This window comes from Rhodanobacter sp. UC4451_H18 (genome assembly GCF_052978225.1).
The window spans coordinates 2998684-3014435 of sequence record NZ_CM129663.1 but is presented as its reverse complement, the minus strand read 5'-3'; the positions used below and the strand labels follow the sequence as shown (position 1 = coordinate 3014435).

Below are 15752 nucleotides of genomic sequence, written 5' to 3'. Positions count from 1 at the left end.
CTACGCGCGCCGAACTCCGGCCTTCACAACCACTCGACGCGGGTCAGCGTGCGGCCGAGCGCCTTCTCCACCTTCTTGCACAGTTTCGGCGTGCCGTTGACCAGCACCGCCTCGGTGGCCTGCCTGAGCATCGCCACATCGTGCATCGAATCGCCGTAGGCCACGTGCCAGGCGGCGACGCCGTGCTCGGCCAGCGACTGCACCTTGCGCCGGCCCACGTTGTGCCGGCGCGGGCGCAGGCCCAGCCAGCCGGGGCGCAGTTGCGAGGCGACCACTTCCACGCCGGCCAGCCCCAGTTCGCGCAGGATGCCGGTCGCCAGTGTCTCTTCGCAGCCGGTCACCACGATCACCCGATCGCCTTGCGCCTGATGCCGGCGCAGCCGGCTCAGTCCCTCGCGGCAGAATTGCTTCGGGCGTCGCGCCAGCACGCCAGCGAAGGCATCGGCGGCCACCCGGTATCGCGGCTCACGCAGGCCCAGCAAGGCGATCCGCACCAGCAGGTACAGCGGCAGGCGCCGCGACAGCGGCCACGTCAGCAGCAACAACGGCGAGGCCAGCAAGGCCACGCCCTTGCGCCATGCCGAGCCGGCATAGCGGCTGCGCACGAACAGGGCGAAGGAATCGCCGTGGATCAGCACCCCATCGAAGTCGAACAGCACCACGCGCGGCGTGTTCTCGCACGGCGCGGCAACCGCGTCATCCCCCGGCGCGGCCGTGACAGGTTCGACGGGGGCGCTCATGCGTTGGCGAACAACCGTCGCAGTTCGCGGCCCGGGTCCTCGGCGCGCATGAACGCCTCGCCGACCAGGAACGCCTGCACGCCGCCCGCGCGCAGGCGAGCCACGTCTTCGGGCGTGTGGATGCCGGATTCGGCAACCAGCACGCGGTCGTATTCGATCAGTTCCTGCAGCGCCAGCGAGGTTTCCAGCGCGGTCTCGAAATTGCGCAGGTTGCGGTTGTTGACGCCGATCAGCGGCACCGGCAGCGCCAGCGCACGCTCCATCTCGTCCTCGTCGTGCACTTCGCACAGCACGTCCAGGTCGAGCTCGGCGGCGAGCAGCGCCAGCGGCAGCAGCTCGTCGTCGTCCAGCGCGGAGACGATCAGCAGGATGCAGTCGGCGCCGATCGCGCGCGCCTCGTGCACCTGGTAGGGGTCGATGATGAAATCTTTGCGCAGCAGCGGCAGCGAACAGGCCTTGCGCGCCTGCTGCAGGAACGCCTCGCTGCCCTGGAAGAAATCGGCGTCGGTGAGCACCGACAGGCAGGCTGCGCCGGCCTTCTCGTAGCTGCGCGCGATCGCGGCGGGATCGAAATCGGCGCGGATCACGCCCTTGCTGGGGCTGGCCTTCTTCACCTCGGCGATCACCGCGGGCAAGCCAGCCTCGATCTTCGCCTCGATGGCAGCGGCGAAGCCGCGCGTGTCCGGCAGGTCGGCGATGCGCGCGCTCAGCTCGGCCAGCGGGACCTTGCTGCGGCGCTCGGCGACTTCTTCGGCCTTGCGCGCCAGGATGCGATTGAGGATGTCGGTCATGGCATCTCGCTCGGGTGGGGTGACGGGTGCATCGTAGTCGGCCACGACGCGTGGTGTAACCGCACCGTGTTTACGGGACTCCCGCCAGGCGCCGCGTGGCGGCCACGAAGGCCTGCATTTTCGCATGCGCGGCGCCACTGGCGATCGCCGCACGGGCGCGTTCGATGCCGGCGCCGATGTCCTCGACCACGTCGGCAGCATACAAGGCCGCGCCGGCGTTCAGGCACACGATGTCGTGCGGCACGCCGGGTTCGCCGTGCAGCGCACCCAGCAGCATCGCCTTCGATTCGCCGGCGTCCTCCACCCGCAGGTTGCGGCTGGAGGCCATCGCCAGGCCGAAATCCTCCGGCTCCACCTCGTACTCGTGCACCACGCCGTCGCGCAGTTCGCCGACCATGGTGGCCGCGCCCAGCGAAATCTCGTCCATGCCGTCGCGGCCCCACACCACCAGCGCCCTGCGCGCGCCCAGCGCCTGCAGCACGCGGATCTGGATGCCGACCAGGTCCGGGTGGAACACGCCCATCAGGATGTTCGGCGCGCCGGCCGGATTGGTCAGCGGGCCGAGAATGTTGAACAGCGTGCGCACGCCCATCTCGCGCCGCACCGGCGCCACCACCTTCATCGCCGGGTGATGGTTCGGCGCGAACATGAAGCCGATGCCGGTCTCGGCCAGGCACGCGGCGACCTGCGCCGGCGCCAGTTCGATCGACGCGCCCAGTGCCTCCAGCACGTCGGCGCTGCCGGACTTCGACGAAACGCTGCGCCCGCCATGCTTGGCGATGCGCGCGCCGGCGGCCGCGGCCACGAACATCGACGCGGTGGAAATGTTGAAGCTGCACGCGCCGTCGCCGCCGGTGCCGACGATGTCGAGCAGGTGCGCATCGTCGCCCGTCACCGGCACCGGCGCGGCCAGCTCGCGCATCACCCGCGCCGCACCGGTGATTTCGCCCACGGTTTCCTTCTTCACGCGCAGGCCGGTGATGATTGCCGCGGTCATCAGCGGGCTCACCTCGCCGCGCATGATCTGGCGCATCAGCGAGATCATCTCGTCGTGGAAGATCTCCCGGTGCTCGATCGTGCGCTGCAGGGCTTCCTGCGGCGTGATGCCGACCACGCTCATGCCGCCAGCTTCCGTCGCGGCAGGCCGAGGAAGTTGGCCAGCAGGTCGTGGCCGTGCCGGGTCAGGATCGATTCGGGATGGAACTGCACGCCCTCCACCGGCAACGTCCTGTGGCGCAGGCCCATGATCTCGTCGATCGAGCCGTCCGGGTTTTCCGTCCACGCGGTGACTTCCAGGCAATCCGGCAGCGAGGCCTGCTCCACCACCAGCGAGTGGTAGCGCGTGGCCTCGAACGGATTGGGCAGGCCGGCGAACACGCCCTGGCCGCGATGGATCATCGGCGAGGTCTTGCCGTGCATGATCTTCTTCGCGCGAATCACCTTGCCGCCGAACGCCTGGCCGATCGCCTGGTGGCCCAGGCATACCCCGAACACCGGGATCTCCCCGGCCAGCTCGCGCAGCACGTCCAGCGACACGCCCGCATCGTCCGGCGTGCCCGGCCCCGGGGAAATCATGATGTGCGAGGGCTTCAGCGCGCGGATGCCGGCCACGGTGAGCGCATCGTTGCGCACCACCCTCACCTCCTGGCCCAGCTCGCCCAGGTACTGCACGAGGTTGAAGGTGAAGCTGTCGTAGTTGTCGATCATCAGGAGCATGGTGTGCTCTGCCGCCGCGGACATACCCAGAGACGCCCATGATAGCGGGACAACCGCGGCCGGTCAGCGCGGATGCGCGTCGGTCGGCGTCGGAGCGGGGTGCGAGAGCGGATAGCCGTGCTCCCGCAGCAGGCGCAGTACCCGATCGACGGGCAGTGCCTGCACCTGGTGGCCTTGCCAGCCGCGCATGTCGCCGGCGTGGAACAGGGAGTTGATGATGGCGTCTTCGGTCGCCTCGATGGCGGCCATGAACAGCGGCGACATGGCGTCGTTGCGCAGCACGGCAACCTGGCGCACGGACTGTTCGGCGGCGTACGGCACGCGGTTCGCCGCGTAGGTGGAGAAGGCGATCACGTAGTCGCCGCTGCCGTTGGAGGCGATGCCGCCGCTGCGGGCGAGGCCGAGGATCGCGCGTTTCGCCAGCCGTTTCAGGTTGCGCGCATCCAGCGGGGCGTCGGTGGCCACCACGATCATGCACGAGCCGTCGGGCGAGTCGTTCAATGCGTCGCTGAGGTAATACTTGTGCAGCAGCTTGCCGACCGGGACGCCGGCCACGGTCAGGGTGCCACCGAAGTTGGTCTGCACCAGCACGCCGACGGTATAGCCGCCCAGACGGTCAGGCAGCTTGCGCGAGGAGGTGCCGATGCCGCCCTTGAAGCCGAACGCGACGGTGCCGGTGCCGGCGCCGACGTTGCCCTGCGCGACCTTGCCGCCGCTTGCCGATGCGATCGCCTGCAGCACGTCGCGCACGGCGACGTGGCGACCGCGGATGTCGTTGAGATAGCCGTCGTTGGTTTCCCCCACCACCGGATTGACCGACAGCACCTCGCGATTTTCGGGGTTGGCGAGCGCGTGCTCGATCAGCGCCGCGGCGGCCACCGGCACGCTCAGCGTGTTGGTCAGCACGATCGGCGTTTCGAGGTTGCCGAGTTCGTCGATCTGGGTGCTGCCGGCGAGCTTGCCGAAACCGTTGCCCACGTACACCGCCGCCGGCACCTTGTGCTGGAAGAGGTTGCCCGCGTGCGGCAGGATCGCGGTGACGCCGGTGCGCACGTCGTCGCCACGGATCAGCGTCTTCTGGCCTACTTCGACGCCGGGCACGTCGGTGATGGCGTTCAGGGCGCCGGGCGGCAGCACGCCGATGGCGACGCCGTAGTCACGCAGGTCGCGCTGCTGACCGAATGCCGGCAGGCAGGCCAGCAAGCCGAGTGCCATCGCGATGGCACGGCGACCCATCAGCCCGCCTCGCGCCGTGGCCGTCGCCAGAAGCGGTAGATCAGCGCGCCGATCAGCAGCGCGATGGCGGCGGCGACCAGGTTGGCAACGCCGGCGCTGGCCAGCAGGCCCAGCGACAACGCCGTCGCGGCGAGCGGGATCAGCGGCCCGCCGGGCAGCCGCATGGCGCGCTCGCGCTGGCCGTGGCGCCTGCGCAGCACCAGCACCGCGACCGCCGTGGCGAGATAGCCGAACAGCCGCGCCACCACGGAGAGCAGCGCCAGCTGCACGAACGAGCCGGACAGCGCCAGGATCACCGACAGCACGCCCACCGTGACGATGGCCACCGCCGGCGTGCGGAAGCGCGGATGGATGCGCGTGAGCGCGGCCGGACCCACGCCGTCGTCGGCGAGCGCGAGCAGGTAGCGCGGGCCGAACATGATCGTGTTGCTGTTGGTACCGAGAATGGAAACGGCCGCGCCGACGGTCAGCACCAGCGCCAGCCACATGCCGCCGAAGCGCGCCGAGGCATCGGCCAGCGGCGTGCTGGACGCGGCCAGCCCCGGCAGCGTACCCAGCGCCACCCACTGCACCGCCACGTAGGTCGCGGTGACGATCGCGATCATGGTCAGCATCGCGAACGGCACGTCGCGCTGCGGGTTGCGATATTCGGCGGCTGCCGCGGGCATGTTCTCGAACCCGGCATAGGCGAACAGCAACAAGAGGGCGCCCTTGGCCAGGTCGTCCATCGGGATCGAGTCCACCGCCAGCGGCGAGGCCTGGCCCAGGTCGACGAAGAACGCGCCGATCAGCACGAACATCGCCAGCGGCAGGAACTTGGCGATCGCCAGGGTCACCCCGGTGCGCGCCGCGGCACGCACGCCGATCACGTTGATGCCGGTCAGCGCCGCCAGCGAGCCGACCACGATCAGCACGCGCACATTGCCGTCGCCCGCCGCCGGCCAGAAATGCGTGACCGCATCGGCCAGGCCGTTGCTCAGCGCTGCGGCGCTGGCGATGCGGGTCAGCAGCAGCATCCAGCCCACCTCGAATCCGGCGAAGCGCCCGAACGCCTCGCGCGCATAGAGATAGCTGCCGCCGGCCTGGTCGAAGTAGCTGGCGGCCTGCGCATAGCACAGCACCAGCAGGCTCACCGCGATGCCCGCCAGCAGCACCGCCCACAGGCTGGCCGGCCCCAGCAGCGCGGCAGCCGCCGCCGGCAGCAGGTAGATGCCGCTGCCGATCACGTCGTTGACCGACAGCCCGACCAGTTGCCAGCGCCCGACCGCGCGCAGCATGTGCGGCTGATGGGTCGCGGCTGCCTTCGGCCCCACGGGGACAACGGACGCCGGCGATATCGGCAATTGACTCAAGAAGACTCCCACCAGGGACAGGATCGGATAGCGCTTGTTTGATGCTCGGAGATTCCCGGCACCCGGCGCCATTCAAAACCGAACCAGGCACCGCTGCCACCGCGACAGGTCACCAGCGATAGGCGACCTTGCCGTACACGTAGGCACCCTGGGCGCCGAACGGCGAGCTGCTCGGATACGGGAAGATGCCGTGGAAGTTGCTGCCGTCCGGTGCCTTCTGCGGATAGGTGTCGAACACGTTGTCCGAACCCAGGGTGAAGGTCCAGCGATCGTGGTAGTAGTTGGCGGCGAGATTGAAGATCCACCGGGACGGGTAGACATCGTCGTAGATGTAGCTGGTCGAGCTGTACTCGGTGACCCCGCCGTAACGCACCGCGGTGCCGGTGAAGCCCCAGTGGCCGGTCTTCCAGGTGTTGGTCCAGATGAACTTGGAGCGCGGCATCTGGTCGGCCAGCAGGCCCTTGGCCTGGCTGCGCGTGATGCGCTGGAAACCGACATTGCCCAGCGCGTCGAGCACCGCGGGGTTGGGCAGCACCTTGGTCACCTTGTTCTTGTGGTACGACCAGTTGACCGTGGTCTGGAACGAGCCGCCGTCGGCAAGCTCCTTGATGTAGTTGGTGACCACGCCGATGCCCTTGATGCGCATCTCGGCCGCGTTGGTGAAGTAGGCCAGCGCCACGTACTCGGAATTGACCACGCCGTTGGCGGCCAGGTAGTCCTTGACCGACTGGGTCACCAGCGACATCGAGCTTGACATCAGGATGCGGTTTTTCAGCCGGATGTCGTACAGGTCCACCGTGGTGGTGAAGGCGCGCGTGGGCGCCCACACTGCGCCGACGGTGATGCTGCGGGTGGTCTCCGGCTTCAGCGGCTCGCTGCCCAGCAGCTGCGCGGTCTTGTTGTCCGGCGGCACCAGGCCGCGCAGGTAGATGCCCTCGGGCAAGCCCAGCGAGTTGCCGGCGGGGTAGGACACCGAGGTGGTCACCGAGGCGTGCTGCTGACCCAGGCCCGGCGCGCGGAAGCCGGTGGAATAGGTGCCGCGCAAGGCAAAGCCGTGGTCGAAGTCGTAGCGGCCGGACAACGCGTAGGAGAGGTTGGTGCCGAAATCGGAGTAGTCCTCGTGGCGCGCCGCGATCGAGGTACTCAGCCGGTCGGTGATGTTGCCTTCCAGTTGCGCGTACTCGGCCACCGAATGCCGCGTGCTGTTGCTGGCGTCCTCCGGGCCCCAGCCGGCAAAGCCCTGCGCGCCGCCGGTGACGCCCGAGGTGCCCACGTAGTACGAGGCAAGGTCGCCGGCCACGATCTTGTAGCCCTGGTGCAGGTACTGCGCGCCGAAGCCCAGGTGCCAGTAGTCGTTGAGCGACTTGCCCATCGAGAAATCGAGGGTGGCCTGCGAGGCGGTCAGGGTGCCGTCGTGGATGTCGGTCGGGGTGTAGCCGAAGTCGTTCCAGAAGGCGAAGTTCACCGTGTTGAAGGTGCCGTAGGACACGCGGTTGGCGCCCCAGGTGGCCGCGGTGTCCCAGTCCCAGCCCGACTCCGTCTCGCCGCGCACGCCCATCACGAAGGACTTGTCGCGCGACACGCCATGCTCGACCGGGTTGAAGCCGTCGCCGTCCGGGAACAGGTACTGCATCAGGTCGTTCTTCGGCTCCGGCGCGTTGGTGCCGTAGCGGTAGAACGCCATCGGTTCGGCCATCAGCCGGCCGTAGTGGCCGTAGCCGTACAGATGCACCTTCGGCGTGAAGTCGTACTGCCAGTTGAGGAAGGTGTTGTAGTTGTTGGAATTGGGGATGCCGACGTGGTACTTGCGGCCCAGCTCGGTGAAGCCGGGGCGGTTGTCCAGCCCGGCGCGGTTGGTCGGGTCCTGCTTGCCGACCTGCGCGGAAAGCCGCATCCAGCCCTTGTCGCCCAGCGCGAAGCCGAGGCTGCTCTGCAGCCGTGAACTCGCACCGTCACCGGCCGAATACTTGCCGTAGTCGCCCTGCACCTCGCCGCCCTCGCCGCCCTTTTTCAGGATGATGTTGATGACGCCGGCCAGCGCGTCGGAGCCGTACTGCGCCGAGGCGCCGTCGCGCAGCACCTCGATGTGGTCGATGGCGCCGACCGGGATGGTGTTGATGTTGACGCCCTGCGAGCCCTGGCCGACCTGGCCCAAGGTGAGCATCAGCGCGCTCGAGTGCCAGCGCTTGCCGTCGACCAGGACCAGCACCTGGTCGCTGTTGAGGCCGCGCATCTGGAACGGCCGCACGAAGGCGAACGTGTCGGACATCGAGGCCAGCGGGAAATTCAGCGAGGGTACGGCGAGGTCGAGCGCGTTGCCCAGGCTCACCGCGCCGGAGTCGTTCAGCACCTGCGCGGGGATCACGTCCACCGGCACCAGCGAACTGGATTGCGTGCGGTCGCTGGTGCGCGTGCCGGTCACGATCACCTGCGACAGGTTGACGGCATCCTTCTTCTGCTTTTGCTGGCTCGATGATGCCGCATCCGCCGGCGCGGCGGGTGCCGACGCGGTTTCCTGCGCGGCAGCGGTGCCCGCCAGCACCAGCGCCACCGATACGGACAACAGCTTGGGAATGATTCGGCCGAAACGCTCGTTCATCAGAGACCCCCAACGTTAGGATTGCACCGGAACCGCCCTGCCCCCGGCGATTGCTTGGTCCACTTCAGTCAAGCGATGTATCCGGGCGTCTCCGCACCGGCAAGGCGTTGGCGATGTCCCCGAGAACAAGCGTATTCAGGCCGGGCCCGAAGGCACGCTCCGCAACGTCTGGTCGAGCATAGTCACAAGCCGCCGCCAGCCACCAATGAAAAGACCGGCACCTGGCATAACCGAAAGTTGTAGATGCCCGTGAGCGTGGGCGCGATCAGCCCGGCGCAAGCGTCTGCCGCGCCAGCTGGCGCACCAGTTCGATGAAGTGTTCCTGCAAGGGATTCAGCTGGCTGTCCAGCCGGTACACCGCGTACAGCACCACGTCCAGCTCCAGCGCCAACGGCCGCGTCTGCACCACGTCGCCGTCGCCCTGGGAGGCGGTGAAGGGGTCGACCAGCGCCAGCCCGGCGCCTTGTGCCACCAGTGCGCAGGCGAGTTGATAGGTCTGCACCCACACCGAGATCTGCGGCGGCGGGTCGACATGCATCAGGTGGCTTTGCAGCAGGCTGCCCAGCGCATCCTGCACGGCGATGCCGATCATCGGCTCGCCGGCCAGCGCCGTCACCGGCAGCGGCTGCGCCAGTTCCGCGGGCGACCAGCGGCCCGGCGGCGCGATCACCATCACGCGGCCCTGGCACAGCGGCTCCTGGCGCAACTCGGGGTGGCTGGCGTCCTGCAGGGTGAGGCCGATGTCGGTTTCGCGCAGGGTCAGCGACTCGCACATCTCGGCCGAGTGCCGCGTGGACAGCTCCGCGGTCGCGGCGGGCCAAGCCTTGCGCAGCAAGGTGGTCGCGTCCGGCACCAGCGACTGCGCCAGGGTGGGCGTGCAGGTCACCCGCAGCGGTTCGCTCTCGGGCCGCGCGAAATTCGCGGTGAGCCGTTGCAGGTCGTGCAGGTCGCGGATGATTTTCTCCACGCGCGGACGCAGCAGCAGCGCCTGCTCGGTGGGATGCAGCCGCCCGCGCACGCGATGGAACAGGGTGAACCCGAGCTGGTGCTCCGCCTGCTGCAGCGCCTTGCTCGCCGCCGGCTGCGAAATGTTCAACAGATTCGCCGCGCCGGTGAGGCTGTTGGTGGTCATCACGGCATGGAACAGTTCGATGTAGCGAAGACGCATGTCGAGAGTTCACCCTGTGGCCGCGGCGGCGCTGCCTTCGAAGTGCAGCACAGCCGGTGCCGCCGGGCAACTCCCGTCGACCGGTTTCCACAACCCGCAGTTATGCCAGGTGTCGGTCTTTTCATTGGTGCCGCGCCGTGGCCGATCACTATGCTCGACGCCGTGTCGTGACGGGCTACCGGATGCCCGCGGGAGTACGCGCACCATGTCCGATCCAAGCAACGCCGCCGAGCCCGGTCACTGGGGCCCGCCCTACCTGCTGTACCTCGGCAGCGCCGCCGACGACCTGGCGATCAAGACCGCCCGGGGCCTGGCCTACTGGCGCCCGGACTGGTGCGTGGGCCAGCTGCGGCGCGGCGACTGCAAGCCGACACTGGGCCTGCCGGAGATGAGCGTCGGCGAAGCGCGCAAGGCCGGCGCCAACACCATGGTGATCGGCGCGGCCAATGCCGGCGGCGTGATGTCCTCGCACATCGTGGCCGATGCCATCGCCGCGCTGGAGGCCGGCCTGCACGTGGCCGCGGGGCTGCACCAGAAGCTGCGCGACAACCCGGACATCGTCGCCGCGGCGCGACGCCACGGCCGCGAACTGTTCGATGCGCGCGACCCGATGCCGGGCCTGCCGGTCGGCAACGGCCGCCCGCGCGCCGGCCGGCGCCTGCTCACCGTGGGCACGGATTGCTCGGTCGGCAAGATGTACACCACGCTGGCGATCGAGCGCTCCATGCGCCGACGCGGACTCGCCGCCGACTTCCGCGCCACCGGACAGACCGGCATCCTGGTTGCCGGCTCCGGCATCCCGATCGACGCGGTGGTCGCCGACTTCATCTCCGGCGCCGCCGAGAAGATTTCGCCGGCACGCCTCGACGGCGGCTGGGACCTGATCGAAGGCCAGGGCTCGCTGTTCCATCCCTCCTACGCCGGCGTGTCGCTGGGCCTGCTGCATGGATCGCAAGCCGACGCGCTGGTGCTGTGCCACGAGCCCACCCGGCAGCACATGCGCGGCCTGCCCGACTACCCGCTGCCGGAACTCAAGCGCTGCCTGCAGGCCAACCTGGTTGCCGCGCAGCTGACCAATCCGGCGGTGAAGGCGGTGGGCGTGGCGGTGAACACCTCCAACCTCTCCGCCGCCGACGCCGCGACCGCCTGCCGCCGCATCAGCGGATTGCTCGAACTGCCTTGCCAGGACCCGGTGACGATGGGCGTCGAAGCGATCGTGGACAACCTGCTCGCATGCTGCGCCAACTGATCATCGAGGAGCGCCGTTTCCCGCTCGCCGCGCCGTTCCGCATCTCACGCGGGGTCAAGCACAACGCCGACGTGGTCACCGTCGCCATGCGCCAGGGCGACAAGTGCGGGCGCGGCGAAGCGGTGCCCTACGCGCGCTACGGGGAATCCGCCGCGTCGGTGATCGAGCAGATGGAGCAACTGCGCCCGCAACTGGTCGCCGGCATGGGCCGCGACGAACTGCAGGCACGGTTGCCGGCCGGCGCCGCGCGCAACGCCCTGGACGCGGCGCTGTGGGACCTCGAATCGCAACTGAGCGGCGTGCCGGTCTGGCTGCGCCTGGCGCGGCCGCAACGCGCCGCGCTGGTGACCGCGCTGACCATCGGCATCGACACGCCCGAACGCATGGGCGCGGCCGCCGCGCGCATCGCCGGCACCGGGCTGATCAAGATCAAGGTCGACGCCGACGACCCGGCCGCACGAATCGACGCCGTGCGCCGCGCCGCGCCGCATGACCGGCTCATCGTCGACCCCAACGAGAGCTGGACCATCGAGTTGCTGCGCGACATGCAGCAGCCGCTGGCGCGCGCCGGCGTCGACCTGCTGGAACAGCCGCTGCCGGCCGACGCCGACGACGCGCTGCTGGGTTTTTCCGGCAGCATCCCGATCTGCGCGGACGAGGCCTGCCACGAGACGCGCGACCTGCCGCGCATGCGCGGGCGCTACCAGGCGATCAACATCAAGCTCGACAAGACCGGCGGCCTGACCGAGGCATGGCACCTGCTGCGCGCCGCGCGCCGCGAAGGTTTCAAGGTGATGGTCGGCTGCATGGTGTGCTCGTCGCTGGGCATCGCGCCGGCGCTGGAACTGGCGCGCGAGGCGGCCTTCGTCGACCTGGACGGGCCGTTCTGGCTGCAGCACGACCACCCGGACGGCGTGCAACTGCACGGCGGCTCGCTGCTGCCGCCCTTGTCCGGCTTCTGGGGTGGCTGAGCGCCCCGCCACAACCGCCGGTTATGCCAGCTGATCGTCTTTTCATTGGTGGCTGGCGCACGCCGGCGACTATGCTCGATCCGACAATCGTGGAGGGTGAACCCATGTCCGATCGCAACACCGCGCGCGCCGATGTCCGCCAGGCGCAACGCGCGCGCGCCGCGCGCTGGCGGCAAGCCGCGCTGGCGCTGGCGCTGACCGCGTGCAGCGCGCTGGCGTGGGCGCAGGACGTCAATCCCGATTCGACCGGCCGCGAGCCGGTCATCACCCGCATGGCGCTGGAGAGGGCCAAACCGGTCACCGCCAAACACGCCATGGTGGTCAGCGCGCAGCACCTGGCCACGCTGGTGGGCGTGGACATCCTCAAGCGCGGCGGCAATGCGGTGGACGCCGCCGTGGCGGTGGGTTTTGCCGAAGCCGTGGTGCACCCGTGCTGCGGCAACATCGGCGGCGGCGGGTTCATGACCATCCACCTCAGGGATGGTCGCAACCTGTTCCTCAACTTCCGCGAGAAAGCCCCGCTGAAAGCCACGCCGACCATGTTCCAGGACGCCGACGGCAACGTGGTCGAGGGGCGCAGCACCGACAGCTATCTCGGCGTGGGCGTGCCGGGCACGGTGATGGGTTTCGACACCGCGCTGAAGGCCTACGGCACGATGTCGCTCAAGCAGGTCATCGCGCCGGCCATCAAGCTGGCGCGCGAGGGCTACATCCTCAAGCAGGGCGACATCGACAGCCTCGAACCGCACACCGGGGATTTCGCCAGGCACGCCAACGTGGCGGCGATCTTCCTCAACCATGGCAAGCCCTTCAAGGTGGGCGAACGACTGGTGCAGAAGGATCTGGCCAACACCCTGGAAATGATCGCCGACAAGGGCATCGACGCGTTCTACAAGGGCCCGATCGCCGAGGCCGTGGTCAAGGCCAGCGACGCCAACGGCGGCATCCTGTCGATGCGCGATTTCGCCAATTACACCGCGCAGTGGGAAAAACCGATCCAGTGCAAGTACCGCGGCTACGCCGTCGTCTCGGCGCCCCCGCCGAGTTCGGGCGGCACCACGCTGTGCCTGATCCTGCAGATCATCGAACCCTACCCGCTGGCCACGTGGGGTTACGGCTCGGTCAACAGCGTGCACTACATCGTCGAGGCCGAACGCCGCGCCTTTGCCGACCGCAACACCTACCTCGGCGACCCGGCCTTCGTGCACAACCCGATCGACGAGCTGCTCTCGGCCGAACACGCGGCCAGGCTTCGCGCCACCATCCAGCCGGACCGGGCCACGCCGTCCTCCGAGGTCAAGGGCAGCCTCGGCGCCCCCGAGGGCAACCACACCACGCATTACTCGGTGGTCGACAAGGACGACAATGCCGTCGCCGTCACCTACACCGTCAACTTCCTGTTCGGCAACAAGCAGATCGCCGGCCATACCGGTTTCTTCCTCAACGACGAGATGGACGATTTCACCTCCAAGCCCGGCGTGGCCAACGGCGCCGGCCTGGTGCAGGGCGTGATCAACCAGGTCGAACCGGGCAAGCGTCCGCTGAGCTCGATGACGCCGACGATCGTGCTGCGCGACGGCAAGCCGTTCATGCTCACCGGCAGCCCCGGCAGCGCCACCATCATCTCGTCCACGCTGGCCAGCATCATCAACGTGGTCGACTTCGGCATGAACATGCAGCAGGCCGTCAACGCGCCGCGCCTGCACCAGCAGTGGTATCCGGACGTGGTCTATGCCGGCCAGGGGCTGCTCACGCCCGAGTCGCAGAAAACCCTGGAAGCAATGGGCTACACGTTCAAGCAATTCAGCGGCGGCGCGGTCGAGGCGATCCTGATCAATCCGAAGACGAGCTTGCTGGAAGGCGCCAACGATCCGCGCCGTCCCGCGGGGCTCGCTGCCGGGTACTGACCTCCGCGACGCCGTCCGGTGGGCGGCCTGCGCTAGATTAGGCAGCCGAACCACGAAGGCCGGAGTGAACACGTGGCGCGACTGCCCGAACCCGTCGCAGCGAGGCCGCCGCGATGGATGCGCTGATCACCGCTGCGGCGCAGGCGCTGGCGGCGGGCGACCCGCTCGGTGCGATGACGCGGGTCGCCCTGCGCGAGGATGCGCCGGCGCTGGCGTTGCGCGGCCTGGCCATGGCCCAGCTCGGCGATTTCCCGCGCGCGACGCTGCTGCTGCGGCGCGCGGCGCGCGCATTCGGCCCGCGCGAGGCGACGGCGCGCGCACGCTGCGTGGTGGCCGAGGCCGAGATCGCGCTGGCCTCGCGCGAGCTGGCCGGTGCCACCGCCACCCTCGACGCAGCGCGCGCCACGCTCGACGCGCACGGCGACCACGTCAACGCGGCGCACGCGCGCTACCTCGGCATCCGCCGCCTGCTCCTGCTCGGGCGTCTCGACGAAACCGAACAGGCGCTGGCCGCGGCGGCCGGCACGCCGCTTCCGCCCGCACTGCTGGCGGTGCACGAACTGGTCGCGGCGGGCGTCGCGATGCGCCGCCTGCGCGCGACGGCGGCACGTGATGCGCTCGCTCGCGCCGCCCGCGCCGCGCAACGCGCAGGCATCCCCGCGCTGATGGCGGAGGTGGACGCCGCCACGCGCACCCTGCACGCGCCCGCCGCACGCTGGCTGGCCGGCGGCGAGGAACGCCTGTTGCCGCTGCGCGATGTCGAAGCCCTGCTGGCGTCGGAGACCTTCGTCGTCGATGCCTGCCGCCATGCCGTGCGGCACCGTGGCAAGACGGTTCCGCTGGCCAGTCGTCCGGTGTTGTTCGCGCTGATGCGGCAACTGGCCGAGGCGTGGCCGCATGACGTGCCGCGCGACGCGCTGGTCGCCCGCGCGTTCCGCGCCAGGCACGCCGACGAGTCGTATCGCGCACGCTTGCGGGTGGAACTCGGGCGCCTGCGCCGCGCGCTGAGCGGGTTGGCCGAGGTGCACGCCACCCCGCACGGTTACGCCTTGCTGGCGCATCGCGCGGACCAGGTCGGCGTGCTGGCGTGGCCGGTCGAGTCCGCGCACGCGGCGGTGCTGGCCCTGCTCGGCGACGGCGAATCGTGGTCCAGCTCGGCGCTGGCTCTCGCGCTGGGGCGCAGCCAGCGCAGCGTGCAGCGGGCACTCGAAACGCTGGCGGCAGCCGGCAGCGTGCAGTGCTCCGGGCACGGTCGCGCGCGCCGCTGGATGACGCCGCTTACGCCGGGATTCGCGACGACCTTGTTACTCCCGGCGCCGCTGTCGTTTGAATAGCATGGCCCGCGTCTTCCATCCCCAAGGAGTCCGGACATGAAACGAAGCAAAGCCGACATCGTCGCCGAACACGGCCCCTACCCCGGCACCGATGGCGTGCATGGCGTCACCTGCGATGGCGAACATGTGTGGTTCGCCTCCGGCGCACGGTTGAACGTGTGGGACCCGGCCAGCGCCCGCGTGTTGCGCAGCATCGACATCGCCGCGCACGCCGGCACCGCGTTCGACGGCCGCCACCTGTTCCAGATCGCCGAGGACCGCATCCACCGGATCGATCCGCAGACGGGCGAGGTGCTGGCCACCATTCCCGCGCCGGGCGACAGCAGCTCGGGCCTGGCGTGGGCCGAGGGCACGCTGTGGGTGGGCCAGTATCGCGGGCGCAAGATCCAGCAGATCGATCCGGCGACCGGCGCGATCCTGCGCACCATCGAATCCGACCGCTTCGTCACCGGCGTCACCTGGGTCGACGGCGAGTGCTGGCACGGCACCTGGGAAAACGACGAGAGCGCCTTGCGGCACATCGATCCGACGACCGGCGAAGTGCTGGAGCAACTCGACATGCCGCCCGGCGCCGGCATCTCGGGGCTCGCTGCCGAAGACGGCCAGGCCGTGTTCTATTGCGGCGGCGGCCACAGCGGCAAACTGCGCGTGGTGAAGCGGCCGCGAAGCGTCGCGGCGGCTGGCTGACG

General features: G+C 69.4%; 13 protein-coding genes. 5 read left to right on the top strand and 8 right to left on the bottom strand.

All coding sequences use genetic code 11. The features are described 5' to 3' along the window. Nucleotides 1–23: 23 nt before the first annotated feature. From ACVCMG_RS13525 to ACVCMG_RS13490, 8 genes are all read right to left on the bottom strand, one after another. Nucleotides 24–740 carry an HAD family hydrolase gene (locus ACVCMG_RS13525; protein ID WP_447114349.1) on the bottom strand — a complete coding sequence of 239 codons (717 nt, stop codon included), beginning with the start codon at nt 738–740 and terminating at the stop codon, nt 24–26. After that, the gene (trpC, locus tag ACVCMG_RS13520; protein ID WP_395120148.1) at nt 737–1531 is read right to left on the bottom strand and encodes an indole-3-glycerol phosphate synthase TrpC; all 795 of its coding nucleotides are present in this window, start codon (nt 1529–1531) and stop codon (nt 737–739) included. The genes ACVCMG_RS13525 and trpC overlap by 4 nt, the downstream gene beginning before the upstream one ends. 70 nt (nt 1532–1601) lie before the next feature. After that, complete coding sequence (gene trpD, locus ACVCMG_RS13515; RefSeq protein WP_447106700.1) at nt 1602–2651, bottom strand: anthranilate phosphoribosyltransferase; 1050 nt, start codon at nt 2649–2651, stop codon at nt 1602–1604. Next, nucleotides 2648–3247, bottom strand: coding sequence for an anthranilate synthase component II (locus ACVCMG_RS13510; RefSeq protein ID WP_395120150.1), 600 nt, complete (start codon nt 3245–3247; stop codon nt 2648–2650). The genes trpD and ACVCMG_RS13510 overlap by 4 nt, the downstream gene beginning before the upstream one ends. A 63-nt stretch (nt 3248–3310) precedes the next feature. Further along, nucleotides 3311–4483, bottom strand: a complete 1173-nt coding sequence (locus tag ACVCMG_RS13505) for a DmpA family aminopeptidase (RefSeq protein ID WP_447114348.1) — start codon at nt 4481–4483, stop codon at nt 3311–3313. After that, nucleotides 4483–5760, bottom strand: a complete 1278-nt coding sequence (locus ACVCMG_RS13500) for an APC family permease (protein ID WP_447106749.1) — start codon at nt 5758–5760, stop codon at nt 4483–4485. Before ACVCMG_RS13500 ends, ACVCMG_RS13505 begins: the two co-directional genes overlap by 1 nt. Nucleotides 5761–5944: 184 nt before the next feature. Then, entirely contained in the window at nt 5945–8434 is a 2490-nt protein-coding gene (locus ACVCMG_RS13495) for a TonB-dependent receptor plug domain-containing protein (protein ID WP_447114347.1), read from the bottom strand. A gap of 265 nt (nt 8435–8699) precedes the next feature. Then, nucleotides 8700–9602: a LysR family transcriptional regulator gene (locus tag ACVCMG_RS13490; protein WP_395120154.1), complete on the bottom strand. Its 903-nt coding sequence runs from the start codon at nt 9600–9602 to the stop codon at nt 8700–8702. 205 nt (nt 9603–9807) lie between these two features. On the opposite strand from ACVCMG_RS13490, the gene dgcN reads away from it, so the two are divergent. From dgcN to ACVCMG_RS13465, 5 genes are all read left to right on the top strand, one after another. Then, nucleotides 9808–10851 carry an N-acetyltransferase DgcN gene (gene dgcN, locus ACVCMG_RS13485; protein ID WP_395120155.1) on the top strand — a complete coding sequence of 348 codons (1044 nt, stop codon included), beginning with the start codon at nt 9808–9810 and terminating at the stop codon, nt 10849–10851. After that, nucleotides 10836–11822, top strand: coding sequence for an N-acetyl-D-Glu racemase DgcA (gene dgcA / locus ACVCMG_RS13480; protein WP_395120156.1), 987 nt, complete (start codon nt 10836–10838; stop codon nt 11820–11822). The genes dgcN and dgcA overlap by 16 nt, the downstream gene beginning before the upstream one ends. A 104-nt stretch (nt 11823–11926) precedes the next feature. Then, nucleotides 11927–13729, top strand: coding sequence for a gamma-glutamyltransferase (gene ggt, locus ACVCMG_RS13475; RefSeq protein ID WP_447114346.1), 1803 nt, complete (start codon nt 11927–11929; stop codon nt 13727–13729). Nucleotides 13730–13842: 113 nt separating this feature from the next. Next, nucleotides 13843–15063: a helix-turn-helix domain-containing protein gene (locus ACVCMG_RS13470; protein WP_447114345.1), complete on the top strand. Its 1221-nt coding sequence runs from the start codon at nt 13843–13845 to the stop codon at nt 15061–15063. Between the two features lie 36 nt (nt 15064–15099). Next, a complete protein-coding gene (locus ACVCMG_RS13465) occupies nt 15100–15750 on the top strand; it encodes a Vgb family protein (RefSeq protein ID WP_447114344.1) in 651 nt (216 codons plus the stop codon). The last annotated feature ends 2 nt before the right edge of the window (nt 15751–15752 follow it).

What these genes read in the sequence shown, in the direction of transcription:
- ACVCMG_RS13490 (WP_395120154.1), bottom strand. Translation starts at nt 9,602, where the DNA reads ATGCGTCTTCGCTACATCGAACTGTTCCATGCCGTGATGACCACCAAC.
- trpD (WP_447106700.1), bottom strand. Translation starts at nt 2,651, where the DNA reads ATGAGCGTGGTCGGCATCACGCCGCAGGAAGCCCTGCAGCGCACGATC.
- dgcN (WP_395120155.1), top strand. Translation starts at nt 9,808, where the DNA reads ATGTCCGATCCAAGCAACGCCGCCGAGCCCGGTCACTGGGGCCCGCCC.
- ACVCMG_RS13510 (WP_395120150.1), bottom strand. Translation starts at nt 3,247, where the DNA reads ATGCTCCTGATGATCGACAACTACGACAGCTTCACCTTCAACCTCGTG.
- ACVCMG_RS13525 (WP_447114349.1), bottom strand. Translation starts at nt 740, where the DNA reads ATGAGCGCCCCCGTCGAACCTGTCACGGCCGCGCCGGGGGATGACGCG.
- ACVCMG_RS13495 (WP_447114347.1), bottom strand. Translation starts at nt 8,434, where the DNA reads ATGAACGAGCGTTTCGGCCGAATCATTCCCAAGCTGTTGTCCGTATCG.
- ACVCMG_RS13500 (WP_447106749.1), bottom strand. Translation starts at nt 5,760, where the DNA reads ATGCTGCGCGCGGTCGGGCGCTGGCAACTGGTCGGGCTGTCGGTCAAC.
- trpC (WP_395120148.1), bottom strand. Translation starts at nt 1,531, where the DNA reads ATGACCGACATCCTCAATCGCATCCTGGCGCGCAAGGCCGAAGAAGTC.
- ACVCMG_RS13470 (WP_447114345.1), top strand. Translation starts at nt 13,843, where the DNA reads ATGGATGCGCTGATCACCGCTGCGGCGCAGGCGCTGGCGGCGGGCGAC.
- dgcA (WP_395120156.1), top strand. Translation starts at nt 10,836, where the DNA reads ATGCTGCGCCAACTGATCATCGAGGAGCGCCGTTTCCCGCTCGCCGCG.
- ACVCMG_RS13505 (WP_447114348.1), bottom strand. Translation starts at nt 4,483, where the DNA reads ATGGGTCGCCGTGCCATCGCGATGGCACTCGGCTTGCTGGCCTGCCTG.
- ggt (WP_447114346.1), top strand. Translation starts at nt 11,927, where the DNA reads ATGTCCGATCGCAACACCGCGCGCGCCGATGTCCGCCAGGCGCAACGC.
- ACVCMG_RS13465 (WP_447114344.1), top strand. Translation starts at nt 15,100, where the DNA reads ATGAAACGAAGCAAAGCCGACATCGTCGCCGAACACGGCCCCTACCCC.